The organism is Paenibacillus turicensis, from assembly GCF_017873435.1.
Lineage (GTDB): Bacteria > Bacillota > Bacilli > Paenibacillales > Paenibacillaceae > Fontibacillus > Fontibacillus turicensis.
Genome location: NZ_JAGGKG010000024.1, coordinates 62,002 through 83,430, shown reverse-complemented (window position 1 = coordinate 83,430; position 21,429 = coordinate 62,002). Strand labels below are relative to the sequence as shown.

22 protein-coding genes are annotated in these 21,429 nt (G+C 41.3%); 2 read left to right on the top strand and 20 right to left on the bottom strand.

Annotation, left to right across the window (positions count from 1 at the left end; translation table 11 throughout):
• Window positions 1–130 precede the first annotated feature (130 nt).
• The 19 genes from trmD to J2Z32_RS19595 all read right to left on the bottom strand — a co-directional run bounded on the left by trmD (window position 131) and on the right by J2Z32_RS19595 (window position 17,485).
• On the bottom strand, window positions 131–970 hold the full coding sequence (trmD, locus tag J2Z32_RS19685) for a tRNA (guanosine(37)-N1)-methyltransferase TrmD (RefSeq protein ID WP_210090910.1): 840 nt from the start codon (window positions 968–970) through the stop codon (window positions 131–133).
• Between the two features lie 2 nt (window positions 971–972).
• Window positions 973–1,494 carry a ribosome maturation factor RimM gene (gene rimM / locus J2Z32_RS19680; protein WP_210090902.1) on the bottom strand — a complete coding sequence of 174 codons (522 nt, stop codon included), beginning with the start codon at window positions 1,492–1,494 and terminating at the stop codon, window positions 973–975.
• Between the two features lie 90 nt (window positions 1,495–1,584).
• Window positions 1,585–1,815, bottom strand: coding sequence for a KH domain-containing protein (locus tag J2Z32_RS19675; RefSeq protein ID WP_210090901.1), 231 nt, complete (start codon window positions 1,813–1,815; stop codon window positions 1,585–1,587).
• Between the two features lie 25 nt (window positions 1,816–1,840).
• On the bottom strand, window positions 1,841–2,113 hold the full coding sequence (gene rpsP, locus J2Z32_RS19670; protein WP_210090900.1) for a 30S ribosomal protein S16: 273 nt from the start codon (window positions 2,111–2,113) through the stop codon (window positions 1,841–1,843).
• Window positions 2,114–2,153: 40 nt separating this feature from the next.
• On the bottom strand, window positions 2,154–3,536 hold the full coding sequence (ffh, locus tag J2Z32_RS19665; protein WP_210090899.1) for a signal recognition particle protein: 1,383 nt from the start codon (window positions 3,534–3,536) through the stop codon (window positions 2,154–2,156).
• Between the two features lie 40 nt (window positions 3,537–3,576).
• Complete coding sequence (locus tag J2Z32_RS19660) at window positions 3,577–3,930, bottom strand: putative DNA-binding protein (protein ID WP_210090898.1); 354 nt, start codon at window positions 3,928–3,930, stop codon at window positions 3,577–3,579.
• 131 nt (window positions 3,931–4,061) lie between these two features.
• A complete protein-coding gene (gene trhA, locus J2Z32_RS19655; RefSeq protein WP_210090897.1) occupies window positions 4,062–4,706 on the bottom strand; it encodes a PAQR family membrane homeostasis protein TrhA in 645 nt (214 codons plus the stop codon).
• Window positions 4,707–4,755: 49 nt separating this feature from the next.
• Complete coding sequence (gene ftsY / locus J2Z32_RS19650; protein ID WP_210090896.1) at window positions 4,756–5,757, bottom strand: signal recognition particle-docking protein FtsY; 1,002 nt, start codon at window positions 5,755–5,757, stop codon at window positions 4,756–4,758.
• A gap of 105 nt (window positions 5,758–5,862) precedes the next feature.
• Window positions 5,863–9,435: a chromosome segregation protein SMC gene (gene smc / locus J2Z32_RS19645; RefSeq protein ID WP_210090895.1), complete on the bottom strand. Its 3,573-nt coding sequence runs from the start codon at window positions 9,433–9,435 to the stop codon at window positions 5,863–5,865.
• A gap of 154 nt (window positions 9,436–9,589) precedes the next feature.
• Entirely contained in the window at window positions 9,590–10,285 is a 696-nt protein-coding gene (rnc, locus tag J2Z32_RS19640) for a ribonuclease III (protein WP_210090894.1), read from the bottom strand.
• Window positions 10,286–10,297: 12 nt separating this feature from the next.
• A complete protein-coding gene (gene fabF, locus J2Z32_RS19635) occupies window positions 10,298–11,536 on the bottom strand; it encodes a beta-ketoacyl-ACP synthase II (protein WP_210090893.1) in 1,239 nt (412 codons plus the stop codon).
• A gap of 122 nt (window positions 11,537–11,658) precedes the next feature.
• The gene (gene acpP / locus J2Z32_RS19630; protein ID WP_019638123.1) at window positions 11,659–11,892 is read right to left on the bottom strand and encodes an acyl carrier protein; all 234 of its coding nucleotides are present in this window, start codon (window positions 11,890–11,892) and stop codon (window positions 11,659–11,661) included.
• A gap of 69 nt (window positions 11,893–11,961) precedes the next feature.
• A complete protein-coding gene (gene fabG / locus J2Z32_RS19625) occupies window positions 11,962–12,711 on the bottom strand; it encodes a 3-oxoacyl-[acyl-carrier-protein] reductase (RefSeq protein ID WP_210090892.1) in 750 nt (249 codons plus the stop codon).
• 38 nt (window positions 12,712–12,749) lie between these two features.
• A complete protein-coding gene (gene fabD, locus J2Z32_RS19620; RefSeq protein ID WP_210090891.1) occupies window positions 12,750–13,685 on the bottom strand; it encodes an ACP S-malonyltransferase in 936 nt (311 codons plus the stop codon).
• Between the two features lie 34 nt (window positions 13,686–13,719).
• On the bottom strand, window positions 13,720–14,709 hold the full coding sequence (locus J2Z32_RS19615; protein WP_210090890.1) for a beta-ketoacyl-ACP synthase III: 990 nt from the start codon (window positions 14,707–14,709) through the stop codon (window positions 13,720–13,722).
• Window positions 14,709–15,713, bottom strand: a complete 1,005-nt coding sequence (gene plsX / locus J2Z32_RS19610; protein ID WP_210090889.1) for a phosphate acyltransferase PlsX — start codon at window positions 15,711–15,713, stop codon at window positions 14,709–14,711. The genes J2Z32_RS19615 and plsX overlap by 1 nt, the downstream gene beginning before the upstream one ends.
• On the bottom strand, window positions 15,697–16,293 hold the full coding sequence (gene fapR, locus J2Z32_RS19605) for a transcription factor FapR (RefSeq protein ID WP_210090909.1): 597 nt from the start codon (window positions 16,291–16,293) through the stop codon (window positions 15,697–15,699). The genes plsX and fapR overlap by 17 nt, the downstream gene beginning before the upstream one ends.
• 355 nt (window positions 16,294–16,648) lie before the next feature.
• Entirely contained in the window at window positions 16,649–16,819 is a 171-nt protein-coding gene (gene rpmF, locus J2Z32_RS19600; RefSeq protein WP_210090888.1) for a 50S ribosomal protein L32, read from the bottom strand.
• A gap of 150 nt (window positions 16,820–16,969) precedes the next feature.
• Window positions 16,970–17,485: a YceD family protein gene (locus J2Z32_RS19595; RefSeq protein ID WP_210090887.1), complete on the bottom strand. Its 516-nt coding sequence runs from the start codon at window positions 17,483–17,485 to the stop codon at window positions 16,970–16,972.
• Between the two features lie 252 nt (window positions 17,486–17,737).
• Between J2Z32_RS19595 and J2Z32_RS19590 the strand changes: the two genes are divergently transcribed.
• The gene (locus tag J2Z32_RS19590; protein ID WP_210090886.1) at window positions 17,738–18,976 is read left to right on the top strand and encodes a nucleotidyltransferase; all 1,239 of its coding nucleotides are present in this window, start codon (window positions 17,738–17,740) and stop codon (window positions 18,974–18,976) included.
• 33 nt (window positions 18,977–19,009) lie between these two features.
• On the opposite strand, the gene J2Z32_RS19585 is transcribed toward J2Z32_RS19590, so the two are convergent.
• Window positions 19,010–20,050, bottom strand: a complete 1,041-nt coding sequence (locus J2Z32_RS19585) for a SepM family pheromone-processing serine protease (protein ID WP_210090885.1) — start codon at window positions 20,048–20,050, stop codon at window positions 19,010–19,012.
• 159 nt (window positions 20,051–20,209) lie between these two features.
• On the opposite strand from J2Z32_RS19585, the gene J2Z32_RS19580 reads away from it, so the two are divergent.
• Window positions 20,210–21,421 carry a nucleoside recognition domain-containing protein gene (locus J2Z32_RS19580; protein ID WP_210090884.1) on the top strand — a complete coding sequence of 404 codons (1,212 nt, stop codon included), beginning with the start codon at window positions 20,210–20,212 and terminating at the stop codon, window positions 21,419–21,421.
• The last annotated feature ends 8 nt before the right edge of the window (window positions 21,422–21,429 follow it).

Below are 21,429 nucleotides of genomic sequence, written 5' to 3'. Positions count from 1 at the left end.
AATCTTGCTTCTTTTAGACACTATAAAAACTCCCATCATGGTAGAAGTAGAATTTTTGTTTTTTCTACTGTCTACTATGATGGGAGCATATCAAAACCAGTAGGAAATAGCTCTTTATCTATTTATCGTTTTAGTCAAGCTCATTGGCATTGCCCTGCTGCTGTTTTTCAAGCTTTAGCCCATTGATGAAGGCTATATCTTGCTTTGACAGCTCAATTTTCTCCAGCAAATCAGGACGACGTTCAAATGTACGACGAAGTGCTTCCTGACGGCGCCACACCGCTACATTGGCATGATGCCCACTAATTAATACATCTGGAACCTTCCATCCTCTAAACTCCGCAGGGCGAGTATAATGAGGATATTCAAGCAACCCTGTACTAAAGGAATCACTTACAGCACTACTCGCATTTCCAAGCACCCCTGGCAACAACCTAGATACGCTATCTATGACGGTCATCGCAGGTAGTTCTCCACCAGTTAGCACATAATCACCAATTGAAATTTCATCGGTTACTAGATGTTCACGAATCCGTTCATCATAACCTTCATAATGACCGCAAATAAAAATAAGGTGGTCTTCTTGGGCTAGCTCCTCTGCTTTACGTTGTGTAAAGGTTTCCCCCTGCGGACACATTAAAATAATCCGTGGTGCTTTGACAGTTGCCACACCTCCCCCATGATCATCGGAAGCAACATCGGCAGCCAAAGCAGTCGCTTCTATCGTGTTAGCAGCTTGCTTAGCAAGTAAATCCTCAACCGCAGCAAAAATAGGTTCCGCCTTCAGGACCATTCCACCACCGCCACCATAAGGCATATCATCCACCGTACAATGCTTATTGCCTGCATATTCACGGAAATTAATCGCGTTTAGAGCTATAATCCCTTTTTGTTGTGCTTTACCTAAAATGCTAGAGCCAAATACACCCTCGAACATTTCTGGAAACAAAGTGAGAACATCCATTCTCATCATTATAACAGCCCTTCCATTAAATGAACCTTCACAATTTTTTGCTCAACGTCCACATCTAAAACAACATCATCGATTACAGGAAGGAGCAACGGTTTTCCATTTGGCATTTTTACTGTCCAAACATCATTTGCCCCTGGACGGAGAATTTCTTCAATCACACCTAAATCCGCTCCATCATCACCAACTACACGACAGCCGATAATTTGATGATAGTAATATTCACCTTCCTCAAGTGGGACGGTATTATCCTTCGTAACCTTAATTTCATACCCTTTGAATTTTTCAACTAAATTAATGTTATCAAAACCTTCAAAACGTACTAGGTACATTCCTTTAAGAGGTCTTGAAGCTGCTACCTTCACATCTACTTTAGCACCACTTTCTGGGTGAAAAAGGCTTAAATTGCTTTTAGGCGCAAAACGAACATCCGGAAAATCAGTGTTCAACAAAACCTTTAGATCGCCACGAATCCCATGCGTATTCACAATTTTACCCACTGTCAAAAATTGCTGTTCTGCCATACATACCTCCTACAACTTTGTGAACATGAATATCCTTATAATTGAACGAAAAAGGGCTAGGAATTCATCCTAACCCACTTTCGTATAACTTTAAGAGATGATATCAACGGTAACCCGCTTATCCATCTTAACGGCTGCCGATGCTACAACTGTGCGGAGGGACTTGGCAATTCTTCCTTGCTTGCCAATGACTTTCCCCACATCATCAGGATGTACAGTTAGCTCATAAACAATCAGGTGTTCCTTCTCCACGATCTCCACACGAACATCGTCCGGATGATCAACAAGAGCCTTCGCAATAACGCTGACTAATTGTTCCATATAGACCCTCCGAAATCAGCAATGATTACTTTTGTAATTTAGACTCATGAAATTTCTTCATTACGCCTGCTTTGCTGAGCAAGTTGCGAACGGTGTCAGATGCTTGTGCTCCATCTTGCAACCATTTCAACGCTTTTTCTTCATCGATGTTAACAACTGCTGGATTAGCAACTGGATTGTAGTAACCAATCTCCTCGATAAAACGACCGTCACGCGGGGAACGAGAATTCGATACCACGATGCGATAGAAAGGCGCTTTATGAGCACCAATACGTTTCAAACGAATACGAACTGCCACGAAATTCACCTCCTTCAAAAGATAAACTAGCCTTTATTTATTAACGAAAAGGGAACTTAAAACCACCCTTACCGGCTTTACCTTGCATTTGTTTTAGCATTTTGTTGCCTTTACCCTTTGAGCCCATCATGCCAGATAATTGCTTCATCATCCGTCGCATTTCATCAAATTGCTTAATTAAGCGATTAACGTCCGCTAAATTAGTTCCACTTCCAGCAGCAATCCGCTTTCGGCGATTATGATTAATCATGTCAGGATTTTGCTTTTCTTGCTTTGTCATGGAATGTACAATCGCTTCAACACGATCCATCTGCTTTTCATCCACTTTGACATCCTGCATTTGCTTCATTTTGCCCATACCAGGAATCATATCCATAATTTGATCAATCGGTCCAAGCTTCTTGACTTGTGCCATCTGCTCTAAGAAATCATCAAACGTAAACTCAGCATTACGCATTTTACGTTCCATTTCTTTTGCTTTGTCAGTATCAATCTCCGCTTGTGCCTTCTCGATCAAGGATAACATATCGCCCATACCCAAAATACGGGAAGCCATCCGCTCAGGATGGAACGGCTCTAAAGCATCAATCTTTTCACCTAATGCAGCAAATTTGATTGGACAACCTGTCACTGCTTTAACAGATAAAGCTGCACCACCACGTGTATCTCCATCCAGCTTCGTAAGCACTACACCCGTAAGTGATAATTGCTTATTAAAGCTATCGGCAACATTTACTGCATCTTGCCCTGTCATCGCATCAACAACCAACAAAACTTCATCTGGTTGTGTAACCTCATGAATCTGGCGAATTTCTTCCATCAACTCTTCATCTACATGCAAACGACCCGCAGTATCAATAATTAAATAGTCATTGTTATTGTCTTTTGCATGTTGTAATGCGTCGGATGCAATTTTAACAGGACTATTTCCCTCAGGAAGTGTAAACACAGGGACTTTAATCTGCTCGCCTAATACTTGCAATTGTTTAATCGCAGCAGGACGATAAATATCACCCGCTACAAGAAGTGGACGGTGATTACCTTTTAACAATAACTTCGCTAGTTTAGCAGAAGTTGTCGTTTTACCCGCCCCTTGCAAACCCGCCATAAGAATAACTGTTGGTGGTTTATTACTTTTAGCCAATTTTGATTGACTTCCACCCATTAACTCTGTTAATTCCTTATTGACGATATCAATAATAACCATACCTGGTGTAAAGCTATCCATCACTTCACTACCAACAGACTTTTCTTTCACTTTTGCTATGAAATCTTTAACAACCTTAAAGTTGACGTCGGCCTCCAGCAATGCAAGTCTTACCTCTCTCATCGCTGTATTGACATCCTCTTCGGAAACTTTCCCTCTGCCACGCAATTTACTAAATACATTTTGCAGACGGCTTGTCAATCCTTCAAAAGCCATATATCGTCACCTCCAACCATCATAACTTGTACAATATCTATTATAGCTGATGCATCTCTTTAAGCAAAAACTCCAGCTCAGTTTGTTGTTCCGTAGACAATTCGCTCTCCGATAATAGCTTCTTCGCCTGTTCAAACAAAGCTGTACGTTGTTCATGCTTATGTAGCAATTCCAGCTTTTCTTCATAATTTTCAAGCATGCCTTCTGCACGTTTAATATGTTCATATACAGCCTGACGACTGATCTCAAATTCTGCTGCGATTTCCCCTAATGAAAAATCATCATGGAAATAATATTTTAAAAAGGTCTGCTGCTTATCTGTTAGCAACTTCTCATAAAAGTCAAACAATAGGTTGACCCGATTCGTTTTCTCAAGCTTATTCTCTTGACTCATATGGGCACTCCCTCCGTCAAGGAAAAACACTTTACAGCGTATCAACGTTCTTTATCATACAAGAACAAAATCAGGATGTCAAGGAAATTCCCTTAACATCCTAATCTTTTTTTAAAATATTAATCCCTTTATCAAACAGGCAATAAATAAAGCAAAATCGCAAAGAAATGAACGATGCTTGCCGCCAAGACAAACAGATGCCAAATAGCATGATGATACGGGAAGCCACGCCATACATAAAAGATGGTCCCTAAGCTATACAATACCCCGCCAATGACGAGAAGCGCCATACCAGGTGCAGGCACAGCCGCAGTTAATGGGCCCCATGCAAATACAATTAGCCATCCCATGATCAGATAAAAAATAGTGGACATAAACAGGAATCGTTTTACAAAAAAAGCTTTAAACACGACACCTACAATCGCGATCCCCCACACAATCCCAAACAACGTCCAGCCTAATGGTCCACGAGCGGCGATCAGCATAAACGGGGTATAGGTTCCTGCAATATAAATGTAAATCGAAGAGTGATCAAAGATTTCAAATAAATCTTTAACCTTCCCTTCCTTAAAGCTATGCACTAAAGTAGAGCATGAATAAAGCAACAGCATACTTACCCCATAAACCGTAAAGCTCACGACATGCCAAGCTGTCCCTTTTATACTGGCAAACACAATAAGTAATACCAGCCCTGCTAAACTTAATAACGCCCCAATCCCATGCGTAATCGCATTGGCAATCTCTTCCTTTGGTTCATATGTGTGTGTATTAGCCATCTCACATGCACCTCCTTTATTTTCGCAAAAAATACAAATGTACTCTATGTTATACCGTCTCTTGTTGTTCGGTGTCTTCCTCTACAATTAAACCATCAAACAAACCATGTACAAATTGCGCTGAATCAAATGGTTGTAGGTCATCCATCTTTTCACCAAGACCTACTAATTTTACTGGCAGACTTAGTTCTTGACGAATTGCAATAACAATTCCACCTTTTGCGGTTCCATCCAGCTTCGTTAATACAAGCCCTGTTACACTGCTTTTTTCACCAAATAGTTTAGCTTGACTTAAAGCATTTTGGCCTGTTGTGGCATCCAGTACCATAAGCACCTCATGCGGAGCAGATGGAATTTCACGTTGAATGACACGGAATATTTTATTTAATTCTTCCATTAGGTTTGTTTTGTTTTGCAATCTTCCCGCTGTATCACAAAGTAATATATCCGCTCCACGTTGCTTAGCCGCCTGTACTGCATCAAACATTACGGCCGCAGGATCAGCGCCTGCTTGCTGCTTAATTACCTCAACACCTACACGTTCTCCCCACACCTCTAACTGCTCGATTGCACCAGCACGAAATGTATCTCCCGCTGCCATAATGACCTTTTTCCCTTGCTGCTTATAGTAATGGGCGAGCTTACCAATCGTAGTTGTTTTCCCAACGCCATTTACCCCTACAAATAGTATAACTGAAATCCCATCTGGATTTAAGTTTAGCCCGTTATCTTCATCACTACGAAGAAGCTCTACCAGCTTTTCTGTTAATATTGGCTGTAGGTCTGCTGGATCCTCAATTCGAGATCTCTTCACTTCATCACGAAGCTCATCAATTAAGTTCATTACTGTATTGACACCAACATCGGCCCCGATCAAAATTTCTTCAAGCTCTTCAAAAAATTCTTCATCTATTTTTTTACGTCCTGTAATGAGCTGTGTTACTTTTTCTACAAAGCCCTTCCGACTTTTCTCTAGCCCATCTTTAAACTGTTTCGTAATATTTTCTGTTGTAGATGTAATGCTTTCTTTTAGCTTCTTGAAGAAACTCATAATATCATCCTTTCAAAATGGCTCAAAATCAAAACTCTCATAACAGCTATTAAATTGAGCTTATAATAAATACTAGGGGAATTTTATACAATTCATATGCGATCATTATGCAATTTCAATGCTATCCTCATCCTCTAGCTTAACAGACACAAGCTTGGAAACGCCGCCTTCCTCCATCGTAACGCCATATAAAACATCGGCTTCCTCCATCGTGCCTTTACGATGCGTAACAACAATAAACTGTGTCTGTTCACTAAATTCCCGTAAATATTGGGCAAACCTCACCACATTAGCTTCATCTAGCGCTGCCTCAACCTCATCTAGCACACAAAACGGCACTGGCTTCACCTGTAAAATCGCAAATAATAAAGCCATAGCGGTTAAAGCACGTTCTCCGCCTGAAAGGAGCTGTAGATTCTGTAGCTTTTTACCTGGTGGCTGTGCAACGACATCTATCCCTGTTTCGAGCAGGTTCGTGGGATCAACCAATATTAAATCTGCTCGTCCACCACCAAAAAGCTTCGTAAACACAATAGCAAACTCACGTCTAATTTCATCAAAGGTTGCTTTAAACCGTTTAGACATTTCTTCATCCATTTCATATATTACTTGATATAAAGTCGTTTTGGCTTCGACTAGATCATTTTTTTGTTCACTTAAAAAGTCGTAGCGTTCTGACACGCGCTCATATTCCTCAATTGCCCCTAAATTAACCTCGCCAAGCATTGAGATACTTCGTTTTAACTCCTTCACCTCGGCTTGTGCTTCATCAACCTGCTCCGGTACCGGGTAACGAGATTTCGCCAATTCATAGCTCAGCTCATATTCGTCACTTAGTTTACGTAAAATATTGTCTAGCTCCACATCCAAGCGATTGACTTGAATTTCAATCGTACGTAATTGCTCCTCTACTGTTTTCAGCGCGGTACGTTGCTCTTTTGTTTCATTTTCGCCCTCTTCTAACTTCTTCACATAAGCTAAACGCGACGCACGTTTTAATTCTAGCTCCTCACTACTGCTTGCCTTTTTGAGCTTGAATTCGTTTAGTTGTTCGATTTGTTGTACACTTGTCTGCTCAATTTGGGCTAAATCCACTTTAATCGAAGCAAGAATTTTACGATTTTGCTCTAAACTCGTAAACATCTCTTTACAATCTGCTTCGGAGCGTTGAAACTGCTGACGAAGGGAAGCACATTCCTGATCCAGCTTACCTTCTCTTACCTTTAAGGAGGTAAGCATATCCTGCAATTCCTCTTTGGCAGATTCGTTAGCTTTGCGGGCAAATTCAGCCGCATGGATCGCTTGATGAATTTGTGCCTCCTGCTGCTCTAGCTGCGCTTTCATAGCCTCAGCCTTTATCTTACTTTCCTCAAGCTGCTTTAGCTCATTTAAATAATGTCCTTTTTCTTGACCATACAGCTCAAACTGCTCAGAAACATGGCGCCACTCATGATCAATTTGCTTCAAATCACTTGCAGCTGCTTGCTCCTCTGTACGCTTTTTATCTCCAGACTGCCGCAAGTGCTCTAGCTGCTCCTCTGTTTGACGAAGCTGCTGGTGAACATCTTCAAGTGATTTTTTGAGCTTGATCACCATGTCATCTGCTTCTTTTATATCTTGATCAAGCTGCTCAAGCTGACGTTTACGACCAAGCAAATTACTATTTTTACGATGTTGACTTCCGCCAGTCATCGATCCACCGGCGTTAACCACATCTCCCTCTAGTGTGACGATTCGGAAACGATATTGCAAACGTGCTGCCATTTTGTTAGCTTGCTCCAAAGTGTTGGCAAAAATAACGCTCCCAAGTAAACTTCCTACTATATCACCATATTTAGCATCAAAGGAAACCAGTTCTACTCCAACACCGATAAAGCCTTCTAAACCCTCTAGTTGCTTACGGTCGCTTGCTGAAATTTGCCTTGGGCGAATAACATCCAGTGGCAAAAATGTCGCACGGCCAAGCTGACGTTGCTTTAGAAAGGAAATCGCTTGTCTTGCCGTTTGCTCATTTTCCATGACGATATGCTGCATCGCTGCACCAAGAGCGGTTTCAACTGCTACCTCTAGCTTTTCAGGAACAGTAATTAATTCTGCAACGGCACCATGGACACCATGAAGCACTGATTTTCGTGCCGCTTTAAGCACTTCCTTAACACCAACAATAAAGCCATCAAAATCCTGCTCCATTTCCTTCATCGTATCTCGGCGAGAAACAAGACCTTCCCGCTTTTGCTGCCATTTTGAGATCCCGTTTTTACTATCCTCAACTAACTTTTGTAACGATTGCACACGCTCACTTTGAGTAATATATTCATTTCGAATTTGAGTAATTTCTTTTGTATGACTCTGAAGTCGCTCATTGATTTCTGCTTTTCTTTCTTTTAAACGCTCTAGCTCACTTTGCCACTTGGTCCCCTCTTCTTCTGATCGGGACATACGCTTATGGAGGCTTTCCTTTTGCTGCTCCGCATAATGAATTTCATTACGTGCTTGTGCCATTTGGTTAATAATCTCAAGCAGTTGACCCTTTAAGCCCTCCTCCTGCTCTTGACTAATGCCACCCGTAACAGAAATAAGCTTTGCTTCCTCTGCCGAAAGCTCCTGACGTAAAACCTTAAGCGCTTCCTCTGCCAAAGTATATTTAGACTTCACTTCCTCTAGCTCTGCAAGACGCGTGGCATAACGTTCTTCATTCATAGAGATCGTCTCTTGAAGCTGAGCTTCATTTTGCATTAGGTTACGGGTGCGTTCTTTTAAAACGTCCCTTTGACCTTCCGTCTTCTCAAAGCCTTCGGTATACTGAAGCAAATCATTTTGTAAAACTTCAATTTCCTCTTCTATTTTCCGCAAAGCAAGTCGGTCATTTTCAAGCTTTGCATCATGGGTGGACACCACCGTCGATAAGGCAAGCTTTTGTTCATTCAGCTTACCTAACTGCTCGTTAGCTTCACTCCAATTGTGATGGATCTGACCAATTTGGTATACGTATAATGCAATTTCACGTTCTTTTAGCTGCTCACGTAAAGCTTTATATTTTAGTGCCTTTTCAGACTGCTCCTTGAGTGGGTTAATTTGATCCTCTAATTCACTAATTAAATCATGAATCCGCAATAAATTTTGCTCAGTCTCATCTAGCTTACGCTTCGCTTCTCTTTTACGACTTTTGTATTTAACAATACCAGAGGCTTCCTCAAAAATTCCACGACGATCCTCTGATCTCGTACTTAAAATTTCTTCAATTCGACCTTGTCCAATAATTGAATAAGCCTCTTTACCGATCCCTGTATCCATAAATAACTCTGTAATATCCTTTAATCGGCAAGACTGCTTATTAATCATATATTCACTTTCACCACTACGATGTACTCTTCTCGTTACCGTAACCTCACTAAAATCAAGAGGTAAGGCTTGATCATTATTGTCTAACGTTAACGAAACCTCACTGTAGTTCACCGCTTTACGTGCATCGCTTCCTGCAAAAATAATGTCTTCCATTTTACCGCCACGTAGTGACTTCGCGCTTTGTTCACCTAAAACCCAGCGTATGCCGTCGGAAATGTTACTTTTCCCACTCCCATTAGGTCCAACAACAGCAGTTATACCACGAACAAACTCCATTTCTGTTTTGTCCGCAAAGGATTTGAAACCTGTGAGTTCAATTCGTTTCAAAAACATACGTTCACAATCACCTCTACCCGTTATTGTACCATAGTCATAGCTTCAAGCGTAGGCACGAACCTAAGCAAAACCATACCTTTAAACCAAGAAATGCGAAATCCCCACCTCTACATTTCATTCGTTAGAGGCAGGGATTTCGCATTCCTTATCATCATGGAGTTGACTTCAAAACTTCAAGCGCCTCTGCGGCTGCCTGCTGCTCTGCTTCTTTTTTGGAGCGTCCGGCTCCTTTCCCCAATGCAAGGCCATCCATCAATACTTCAGATACAAATTCCCGTTCATGGGCAGGCCCACGTTCTTCCACAATGCGGTACTCAAGCACACCCATGTTGTGGTGCTGAGTTAATTCCTGCAATTCAGTTTTATAATCGTTACTTTGCAGCTTTCCATTCAAAGTCAAGCCAGAAAAAACATATTGATGAAGAAATTCATTTACTTTTTCCAAGCCTTGATCCAGATACAAAGCCCCAACAAATGACTCAAATACATCTGCTAACAAAGCGGGACGTGTACGCCCTCCTGTCAGTTCCTCTCCCTTACCAAGCAATACATATTTGCCGAATTCAAGGCTTTCAGCAAACTTTACAAGTGACGGCTCACACACGATTGCCGCCCGAAGCTTCGTTAGCTCACCTTCAGGTCGGTCAGGGAAAAGCAAATACAAATGCTCGGATACAGTCAGTTCAAGGACAGCATCACCTAAAAATTCAAGGCGTTCATTGTCCTCGTTCTGACTGAACCGATGTTCATTAACATAAGAGGCATGCGTAAAGGCTTGCTTCAACAAATGCTTATTCTTAAATGAAATTTGAAGTTTATGCTGCAGATGCTTTAGATCTCCGCTCAACAGCCTTACCCCTTAATTTTCAAATTTTTTGAGAATAATTGTTGCGTTATGTCCACCAAATCCAAATGAATTGGACATCGCTACCTTAACATCGCTTTTTCTTGCTTGATTAGGAACGTAATCTAGATCACAATCCGGATCTGGATTTTCAAGGTTAATTGTTGGAGCGATAACGCCATTTTTCAAAGTCAGGCCACAAATAATTGCCTCAACTCCACCTGCTGCACCAAGTAAATGACCTGTCATTGATTTGGTAGAGCTTACTGCAAGCTTATAGGCATGTTCACCAAACAATTCTTTAATCGCTGAGGTTTCTGAACGATCCCCAGCAGGTGTGGAAGTACCATGTGCATTAATGTAATCCACCTCAGTACTCTCAATTCCTGCATTAGCGATCGCCATTTTCATAGCACGCAAAGCACCGTTTGGATCGGGATCAGTCATATGGTGTGCATCTGCACTTAATCCATAGCCAATCACTTCACCATAAATTTTTGCTCCACGTTTTTGAGCATGCTCCAATGATTCAAGAATTAAAATCCCTGCTCCCTCACCCATCACAAAACCATCACGCTCAGCATCAAATGGACGACTCGCACGCTCTGGCTCATCGTTACGTGTAGACATCGCACGCATCGCACAGAAGCCACCTAAACCCGTTTTGAGGATCGTTGCTTCTGCACCACCACAGATCATTACATCCGCATCGCCATATTGGATCATCTTCATGGAATCCCCAATGGAATGAGTACCTGTTGCACACGCGGTAACGGTTGTTGTATTAGGTCCTTTTGCACCGGTAAGAATGGAAACATGACCAGATGCCATATTCGCAATCATCATCGGAATAAAAAATGGACTCATCCGTTTAGGACCCTTTTCCAGCAAAATACTGTGCTGTGCTTCAAGTGTACCTAAACCACCAATACCAGATCCAATCATAACGCCAACACGCTCTGGATCTGTATCCTCTGCAATGTTTAGTCCGCTATCCTGAAGTGCCTTAAATGCACCTGCAGCTGCAAATTGCACAAAACGATCCATTTTACGTGCTTCCTTGCGATCTACATACTCTTCTACATTAAACTCTTTAATTTCTGCCGCAATCTGTGTTGGATAATCACTAGTATCAAATGATTCAATACGTGAAATCCCAGATTTACCTTGGGTTAAGTTGTCCCAAAAAAGGTCTAACTCCTGACCTAAGGAGGAAACTACACCCATTCCTGTTATTACTACTCTATGTTTCAAACACATTCACCTCTTATAGACTTCATGTGTAAATATCCAGTCATATATTTTTAATAACTTAATTACTTCATAATAGAAGGAGAAGTCCCGCCTACAATAAGGAGGGGGACTTAATACGACAATTAGGTATGAGATTGTATGTAGTTAACAACTTCACCTACAGTCGTAATCTTCTCTGCATCTTCATCGGAAATTTCAAGATCAAATTCATCTTCTAATTCCATTACTAGTTCAACAACATCGAGCGAATCAGCTCCCAAGTCATCTTTAAAAGATGCTTCAAGGGTAACTTCGGCTTCATCAGCGCCGAGGCGATCCACAACAATGCGCTTTACGCGCTCCAATACATCGGACATCCGGTTCACCTCCTCCTTGGTATTATACGAGAATTAAAGTCAAAATGCCATAGAGACACACTTTAAATATTACATATACATTCCGCCATCTACATGTAGCGTCTGTCCAGTCATATATGAGGCATTGTCAGAGGCTAAAAATAGAGCCACCTTAGCAATTTCCTCTGGACTTCCTAAACGAGCTAACGGAATCCCTGCAAGCATACCTTGACGCAATTCTTCAGATAATTGCTCCGTCATATCTGTCTCTATAAATCCTGGGGCGATACAGTTCACTGTAATATTACGAGACGCTAATTCTCTAGCAGAAGATTTGGTTAACCCTATAACCCCTGCCTTAGCCGCCACGTAATTTGCTTGCCCCGCATTTCCAAGTACACCTACAACCGAAGATATATTAATGATTTTTCCTGAGCGTTGCTTCATCATCGGACGCGTAACAGCTTTTATTCCGTTAAACACGCCCTTTAGATTCGTCTCAATGACATCATCAAATTCAGATTCTTTCATTCTCATTATTAGATTATCTCTAGTAATCCCTGCATTATTCACAAGAATATCGATACGACCAAACGTATCTACGACCTGCTTAACCATGTCTTCAAAAATAGCACTATCTCCAACATGACCTTGAATAGAGAAGGAGTCGACTCCTAACGCTTTAGCCTGCTCCACTACCTGCGTAGCAGCTTCAGCATTGCCAGCATAGTTAATGACTACATTTGCACCCGCTTCTGCTAAACCAAGGGCGATACTTTTCCCAATCCCTCGTGAAGCACCAGTCACTAATGCAACCTGTCCAGCAAGTAATTTACTCATTCCTGTTCCTCCTTTCCATAGAGTATAGTCATGTATGTTTATTTCAGAGCTGCAACTGTAGCTTCAAGACTTTCAAGATCTTGTACATTATATATTGCTACCGTTTTATCGATTTTTTTAATTAAACCTGCTAAGACGTTACCAGGTCCAATCTCAACAAAGGTGTCCACACCTTGTTCAATTAACCAATTAATACTATCCTGCCACAATACAGGAGAATACACCTGCTCCACAAGCAAACTACTAATTTGTGTGCGATCAGTGACAGGTCTTGCTGTTACATTTGCAATAACAGGCACTTTAGCATCTTGAATATTAATTGTACTAAGCTGCCCCTCTAGCTTCTGTGCAGCGGGCTTCATGAGAGAGGAATGGAAAGGACCACTCACTTCAAGAGGAATCGCTCTCTTCGCACCAATTTCCTTCACACGAGCTACTAATTGCTCCACGCCCTCTTTGCTTCCAGACACTACAATTTGACCAGGACAGTTCATGTTAGCTAGCTCCACTAATTGCCCTTGACTTGTAATTTCTTGACACAATGCTGCAAGCGCCTCACGTTCACCACCAAGCACTGCCGCCATTGCGCCTTGACCGCTAGGAACAGCCTGCTCCATAAACCCGCCACGCGCTCGAACAGTCGCTACTGCCTCTTCAAAAGATAAGCTACCCGCAGCAGTTAATGCCGAGTACTCACCAAGGCTATGACCAGCTACATAATCAGGTGTAATGCCATGACTAGCAAAGGCTTGATACAACGCTACACTTGTCGTTAACAATGCAGGTTGCGTATTCACCGTCTGCTTAAGCTGTTCCTCTGGTCCTTCAAAAATAAGTGAAGCTATATCAAAACCAACCGCTTTGTTCGCTAATTCAAACAACGATTTCGTTTCAGGTAAAGCCTCAACTAGATCTTTTCCCATACCTACACGTTGGGAGCCTTGTCCTGGAAATACAAAGACAATTTTAGCCATATTAGATGTCACTCCTTGCTACTCTTCTATTCATTTACCACACTAGGACAGAAGCACCCCAAGTTAATCCGCCACCAAAACCTACTAACAACACCGTATCGCCTTCCTTAATACGTCCCTGCTGAGCAGCTTCAACTAATGCAAGTGGGATGGATGCCGCAGAAGTATTGGCATATTTATCCACATTAATTACGCAGCGATCTTCTGGCAAATCAAGACGGTTCATCGCGGACTGAATAATGCGAATATTCGCTTGATGAGGCACAAACAGATCGATATCCTCTTTTGTTTTGCCTGCTTTACGTAATACTTCCTCCGTTGCTGAGCCCATGACACGAACCGCAAATTTGAATACTTCGCGACCATTCATGTAAATAAAATGTTTACCCTCTTGAACGGTTTCAGCAGACGCTGGCAATCTTGAGCCACCTGCTTCAAGTTTAAGAAGTGAACCTCCACTTCCTTCTGCACCAAGATCAAAGGATAAGAATCCTCTACCTTCTGGCACTTCACCTAAAATGACTGCACCTGCACCATCACCAAAAAGTACACATGTATTACGGTCAGTATAGTCAGTAATACGAGATAATGTATCTGCGCCAATAACTAAAGCATTTTTATACATGCCTGTACGAATCATGCTGCTTGCTGTTGCCATACTATATACAAACCCAGAACATGCTGCGGACAAGTCAAAAGCTGCCGCATTTTTAGCGCCCAATTTCTCTTGTAAAATACAAGCGGTTGACGGGAACATCGTATCTGGTGTAATCGTTGCAATGACAATCAAATCTAGTTGATCTGCTGTCATACCAGCATTTTCAAGCGCTTGCACTGCCGCATGATAAGCTAAATCAGACGTTGCTTGATCAGGTGCTGCGATGTGACGTTCACGAATCCCTGTTCTGGACACAATCCATTCATCATTGGTTTCAACTATTTTTTCCAAATCAGCATTTGTTAATATTTTTTCAGGTACATACATGCCTGTACCAATAATTCCTACTGAACTTAACGTTGTCATTATAAGTCACTCACTTCCGTATGTTTACTAACCTCATCCCCGATACTTTGAATCAGGTTAGATTTAAGGGCAATTCTAGCTTGACGAACCGCATTTTTCATAGCTTCTCCATCAGAGGAGCCATGTCCTTTTACAACGAGTCCACTTAAGCCTAGCAATGGCGCACCACCATGCTCCTTATAGTCCATTATTTTTTTCAAATTACGAAGAGAAGGCATAAGCACTGCTGCGGCAAGCTTATTTTTTAGAGAGCTTGTAAATTCCTTCTTCAACATTGAAAATAAAGAGCCAGCTGTGCCCTCTAAAGATTTCAGCATAATATTTCCTGAAAACCCATCACAGACGAGCACGTCACATACACCAGCTAATACGTCTCTAGCTTCCACATTCCCAACAAAGTCAATTGGCTGCTGTTCAATCAAAGGATAAGCTTGCTTCGTTAATTCATTTCCTTTCATCGCTTCAGTCCCCACATTAAGTAAGCCAACTCTTGGCTTCTCAATGCCATGTACCTTTTGTCGATAAATGCTTCCCATCAAAGCGTATTGTGCTAAATGCTCTGGTTTCGCATCCATATTTGCACCTAAATCTAAGGCAAGCATTCCTTTGCCATCGATAGTAGGAATCATTGGAGCTAATGCAGGGCGTTCAATTCCCGCCATTCTACCTACAACCAGCAACCCTGTTGTCATTAATGCACCTGTATTCCCCGCTGATATCATAGCATCAGCTTGTCCCTCACGTACAAGTCTGCCTGCAACGACCATAGAAGCGTCCTTTTTACGTCGTACTGCCTTAACTGGCTCGTCTGTCGCTTCTATTTTTTCTCCAGCATGATGAATGGTTAGGTTAGCAGGTCGCTCAGATAGTAATGGAGCAAGTACTCCTTCATCGCCTACCAAAATAACCTCAATATCATTCCATTCCTTTGCTGCAGCTAACGCACCTTCTACTGTACTAGCCGGTGCATGGTCACCACCCATAGCATCAATGGCGATCCGCATGGTGAATTCCTCCCTCATGATCCTCATCTACAGTGGAACGGTAGATTACGAAATTCCCTTGGAACACCATTTCTTCTCCAACATACGTAAATACTTCAACCTTTGCTTTCGCTTTACTGCCAGATAAAGGCCGAACATAAGCTTTGGCAATACATTTTTCGCCTAAATGTACAGATCTCACAAATCGGATGTCAGCCGAAAAGGTCAAAGCGATTTCGTCGTTAATGACGGCAACCGCAAGAGAATTTGCTTGTGCAAAAATATGATGTCCTCTTGCAATTCCAGTGCGAGAAAAAACATGTTCATCTGCAATTTCAAAAATCGAAATCCCACTTTTATCAAGCTGTAAATCAACAATTTCTCCAATAACTTCATGAAGTGGCAAGGATCTAACCTGGTCATAGGAGCGTTCAGCCATCAGCTTCATTCGTTCTCTAAGCTCTGGTATTCCTAATTCCATGCGATCAAGCCGAATCGTTTGTATACTTACTTTTAATTTCCGGGTTAATTCTTGATCAGTGATAAAAGGATTTTCTTCAATAATCTTGACAAGCTGCTGCTGCCTCGCCCGCTTTGGCAAACGTTCGATCGCGATCACCCCCCGGATTTGATATGACTAATATTAATATGACATAAGGATTTTGCATAAACTCCAATCGTTCTTTCGGCAACCTTTTTTATACGCTACCTTATTAGAATTTATGCTAAAGCCTTAAATTACATTAGAACCTGGTACTAAAATGTAGTATAAAGCATCTTGCCCCAAAAGAAAAGGAAAATCAGTTATCTTAAGGGACAAAGGTATCAAGAGATTAGCTTATTCACCCCTCCACACTAAAATACTATGCAGGGTTAGCCAATAATTTGTCCAAAAAAAATAGCACCCCACCAAAGATGAAGTACTACTTTAAGTTCGTGCTGTAAAACTGTAACAATTACTTGATAATTTCTCTTGCTTTGTATGTTCCACAAACTTTACATACATGATGAGCAAGCTTCAATTCTCCGCATTGTTCGCATTTTACCATGCCCGGCACAGCCAATTTGAAATGCGTACGACGTTTGTCGCGGCGCGTTTTGGACGTTCTGCGTTGAGGTACTGCCATGGTTCCCACCTCCTTATTCAGATAAACCATATTTCAGGTGAAGACTTTAAATTGATTTTCTAGCATAAACGGCTTCACTATTTTTAATTATAGCAAAAATTGACGTTTTGCGTTGAAATATAAGCTATTTATATAAACGTTATAAACAACTTACTTTTTGAAAAAATCGCCTAATGCTGCTAAACGAGGATCAATGACTTCACGATTACAGCCACATTCACCTTCATTTAAATCAGCACCGCAATTTTGGCAAAGCCCTTTACAGTCATCCTTACACAATACAGAAAACGGAAGATTAATGACAAAGGACTCTTCAATATATGGAGTGAGTTCCACAAAATCCTCCCCAATATACCATATATCCTCATCTTCTGTCTCTACATTTAGTTCTGGATTGTCTGTGTGCTTAAAGCGTTCATTGAAATCAACATGGACTTCATGGCTTAAAGGCTTTAGACATCTCGCACAGGACATATGTAATGTTGCAGATAATACACCATGCACATGAAGTACTTGATCGAGTCCAGTCTGCGCTTTTAAGTTTGCTTGAACCAAACTCACATCCTGAATATCTTTACGCCCTTTAATTAAACCACTGGCATCTACAGTTTCTACAATATTCATTGCGTCTGCAGAAGGAGCCATTTGACGGAAATAGATTTTCATCTACATATCACTCCAAACAAACAAAAATTATTATACCGAGTTTTCGAAAGGTTTGTCAACTACAAATACTTGAAACCCTCTTAAAAACATTGATATATTAGGTTATATTAAATCTAAAACTAAATTTTATGCATATGTTATGCAAATGTCTAGATTCATACTGAATAATCATTATACACGAGCAGCTTATATAAAACCATCCAGTAAAAAACAAACTGATTTAATATAATTTTATTAAAGGTAGGGATAGTTTTGAAAATTGCGGGCATTGTCGTTGAATATAACCCTCTACATCATGGTCACATTCATCATTATAACGAAACAAAGCAAGTTACCCAAGCAGACGCGGTTATCGCTATTATGAGTGGGAATTTTCTACAGCGAGGCGAGCCAGCTATTGTTGATAAATGGACCCGTACAGAAATGGCACTTCATATGGGGGTTGACCTAGTATTGGAGCTACCAGTGGCTTATGCAACCCATTCCGCACAATGGTTTGCCTATGGTGCTATAGCTTCTCTTCATGCCACAGGTGTTGTGAATGAGCTTGTGTTTGGTATGGAAAGTGATGAGCTTGAAGTCATGAAAAAAATAGCCCAACTTCTCAGTGAGAAGGAAGACCAGCTTAAGTCTTTGTTGGCAGACAAGTTAGCTACAGGCATGAGCTATCCTGCTGCTTTTAGTCATGCTGCTGCCTGTTTAGGAGAAACGGGCAGCTTGGGAAATCCAGATCACATTAACTCCATATTAACTCAACCTAATAATAGCTTAGCACTACATTACTTAATGGCTTTATATCAACTTGACAGTCCTATTGTTCCACGAAGCATCCTTAGAAAGCATGCCGCATATCACGATGCCAAGCCTAGTCATGATCATATTGCCAGTGCAACTGCGATTAGAAAAATGTTGCTTGAAGGTGGCGCTAATGAGGTAGCCGCTTTTGTACCCGATTACACCATGGATCTGTTAATAAGGGAAATACAAGCTGGACACTGTCCAATGACATGGGAGCATTTTGCAAACGACCTATGGCATGAGCTTATCCTAAGCTCCCCAAACGAATTACAACAATATCAGGAAATCGCTGAGGGGCTAGAGTATAGAATTTTAAGCTCAATATCCAAAGTGACAGAACCTAGCGTAGAAAAGCTATTAACGTTACTTAAAACAAAACGCTATACCCACACTAAGCTGCAACGTGCTCTTTTGCATATCCTTTTACGCCATTCCAAGCGCGATTTCTCTCAGCATTCACTTCAAGCTGGCCCACACTACCTACGTGTATTGGGCTTTAATGAGCAAGGAAGGACAATATTAAAAAGGATGAAGAAAACCGCAACTGCTCCAGTTGTAACCAGAGCAGCAGGTATCCAGCATCCCTTTTTACAGATGGATATAAAGGCGACCGCAATTTATTATAATGCGATGAAAAATAGATCAACCACAAACATCCTTCGTGACTTCAATCAACCACCAATTATGTTTTAATAGGATCTATAGTAGGAGCCACTCATTATATTATCATTTTGAGACTGGCTCCAGTTTTTCTAAATAATTTATTGCGTCATCTAATGTTTTTACAGATACAATTTTCATGTTTGTTTTTATACTTTCCGCTTTCGCCTTGGCAACTTCATAATTATCCTTAGGAACAAAAAAGATTTCCGCCCCTTCCCGATCGGCTGCAACAATTTTAAACTGTACCCCTCCTATACTACCAACCTCACCATCCTTTGTAATTGTACCTGTACCCGCGATTCGATGACCTTTACTCAAATCCCCTGGTGTCAATTGATTGTAGATTTCAAGTGTAAACATAAGACCCGCAGAAGGCCCACCAATCCGTGTATTTACAAACTTAACTTCTTCCTTATCATTGTTAGGCACAACATCCTGCACCTCGCCAACACTAACACCTAATCCTGCTCTATCCTTGTTATCTTTATCGGGTATAGGGACAAGCTCCACTTGCTGTTCAATAGGCTTACCTTCTCTTTCTATCTCCACAGAAACAATGTCACCTGCTTTTTTACCATGTAACGCATTAGTTAAAGCTTCAAAACCTTTTACTTCGGTACCGTTCACCTTTTTAATTACATCTCCAGCGGCAAAATCGCCTTTTGTCTTTACATCCTTTGATATTCCAACAATAAATACATATTGGGGTAAAATTTGATAATTCACACCTGCCTTAGTATAGGCAGCCATAATTGCGTTTGACTGTGAATTGCTCATGTAATATCGTTGCTGTACCTCATATTGCTGACGATCCCGATCTGGCTCCTTAGGCACAATTTCTGCATGTGGGTTTAAGTAGGATAACATTAACATCATCATATTTGCATAACTCACAGACACTGTCGTCAGCATAAATGCTCCCTGTTCCTGCTGATCCCCACCTTCAACCGAGACCATCGGTTTAATTTCTTCTGCTGTGCCAGGACTATTAATCATGTATGGCATAGGAATCTCAATAAGGACATAGGACAGCATGGCGATCACAACAATAAAAACCCCAAATCTTGCTAATGGTTTTGCTATAAATGATTTTGATTTGTTCATGAGATTATAAGTCTCCCTTCTATTCCTCAAGGTCTGTCCATAGACCAAGCTGCATAAGCATGTACTAAGGCATTTGGCATATAACTGTATCTATATTATAACCTTGCGTTGCTACAAGCAAATTCATATATGCCAACCAAAATATGAGGTGAATTTCCGATGAAACAAAAATGGTCAACCCTATTGCTAGCTACTGGAGCTATTTTATTAGTGTTTAGTATTATTTATTCCCCTTCGGCTGCTTTCAAGGCATCTGGGGAAGGACTTGCAATTTGGTGGCGAATTATTTTCCCTGGGTTGCTTCCGTTTTTAGTCCTCTCCCATATCCTTATTGCTAGCGGATTTGTACACGGAATCGGCAAACTCGTAGAGCCCTATACCAAAAGATGGCTAGGGCTTCCTGGCATCGCCAGCTTTATTATTCCACTCGGAATGACGGCAGGCTTCCCCGCTGGTGCTGATGCTGCCTCCAAGCTACAACGTCAAGGTCAAATTACTTCTACTGACGCAGAAAAAATTGCAAGCTACTCCCATTTTTGCAGTCCAATGCTGATCATTATTGTCATTGGTGCAGGGTTTGCTAAACAACCTTGGCTTGGATTATTTTTATTGGGTATCCATTGGATTGCAGGACTACTATCAGGTATGAGCACAAATGCTTTACTTCGTACAAAACAAGTTGAGCAAGATAAAGCAGTGGTACAATCTAACATAAAAGCTAGTCACAAAAAGCAGCCCTCGCGCATCAGGCTTGCAATTCGTAGCATGGAAGAGGCACATCAAGCAGATGGTCGTAGCTTCGGAAAGCTATTAGGTGACGCTGTTGGTACCTCTGTCCAAACCTTAATGATGATCGGCGGCTATATACTTATATTCTCTGTCATCATTTATGTACTCACAGACACACTTAAACAGCTTGTTCCCTCTCCAATGATTGCAAGCTTGCTAGAAGTACATCTAGGTTCCTTTTCGATCGTGACACAGTCGATTTCGTTATATCATAAATCAATTTGGCTAAGTGCACTGCTAGGCTTTAGTGGGCTATGTGCGTATTTGCAAGTACAGGCATTACTTAAATCAACAGGCACCATCGGCAAGTTTTTCTTTGTTCATCGTTTACTTCATGCCTGCTACGGCTTGGTTTTGACCATACTGCTATGGCGCCCAATAACTAGTATTGTTCCTGGAGCCATTTCCGCCTATAGTTATCAAATAGATGAGGCGACAATCACTTCTTATTTAGGTATCCCGTTACCTGCAATTAGTCAGCTTATTCCGATTTTACATTGGCAGCTGATCCTATTTACTGCGATAATCGCGCTCATTTTGCTATACTCACTACTGCGGAAGCCACAATCATCAATAAAATGACGGACTAT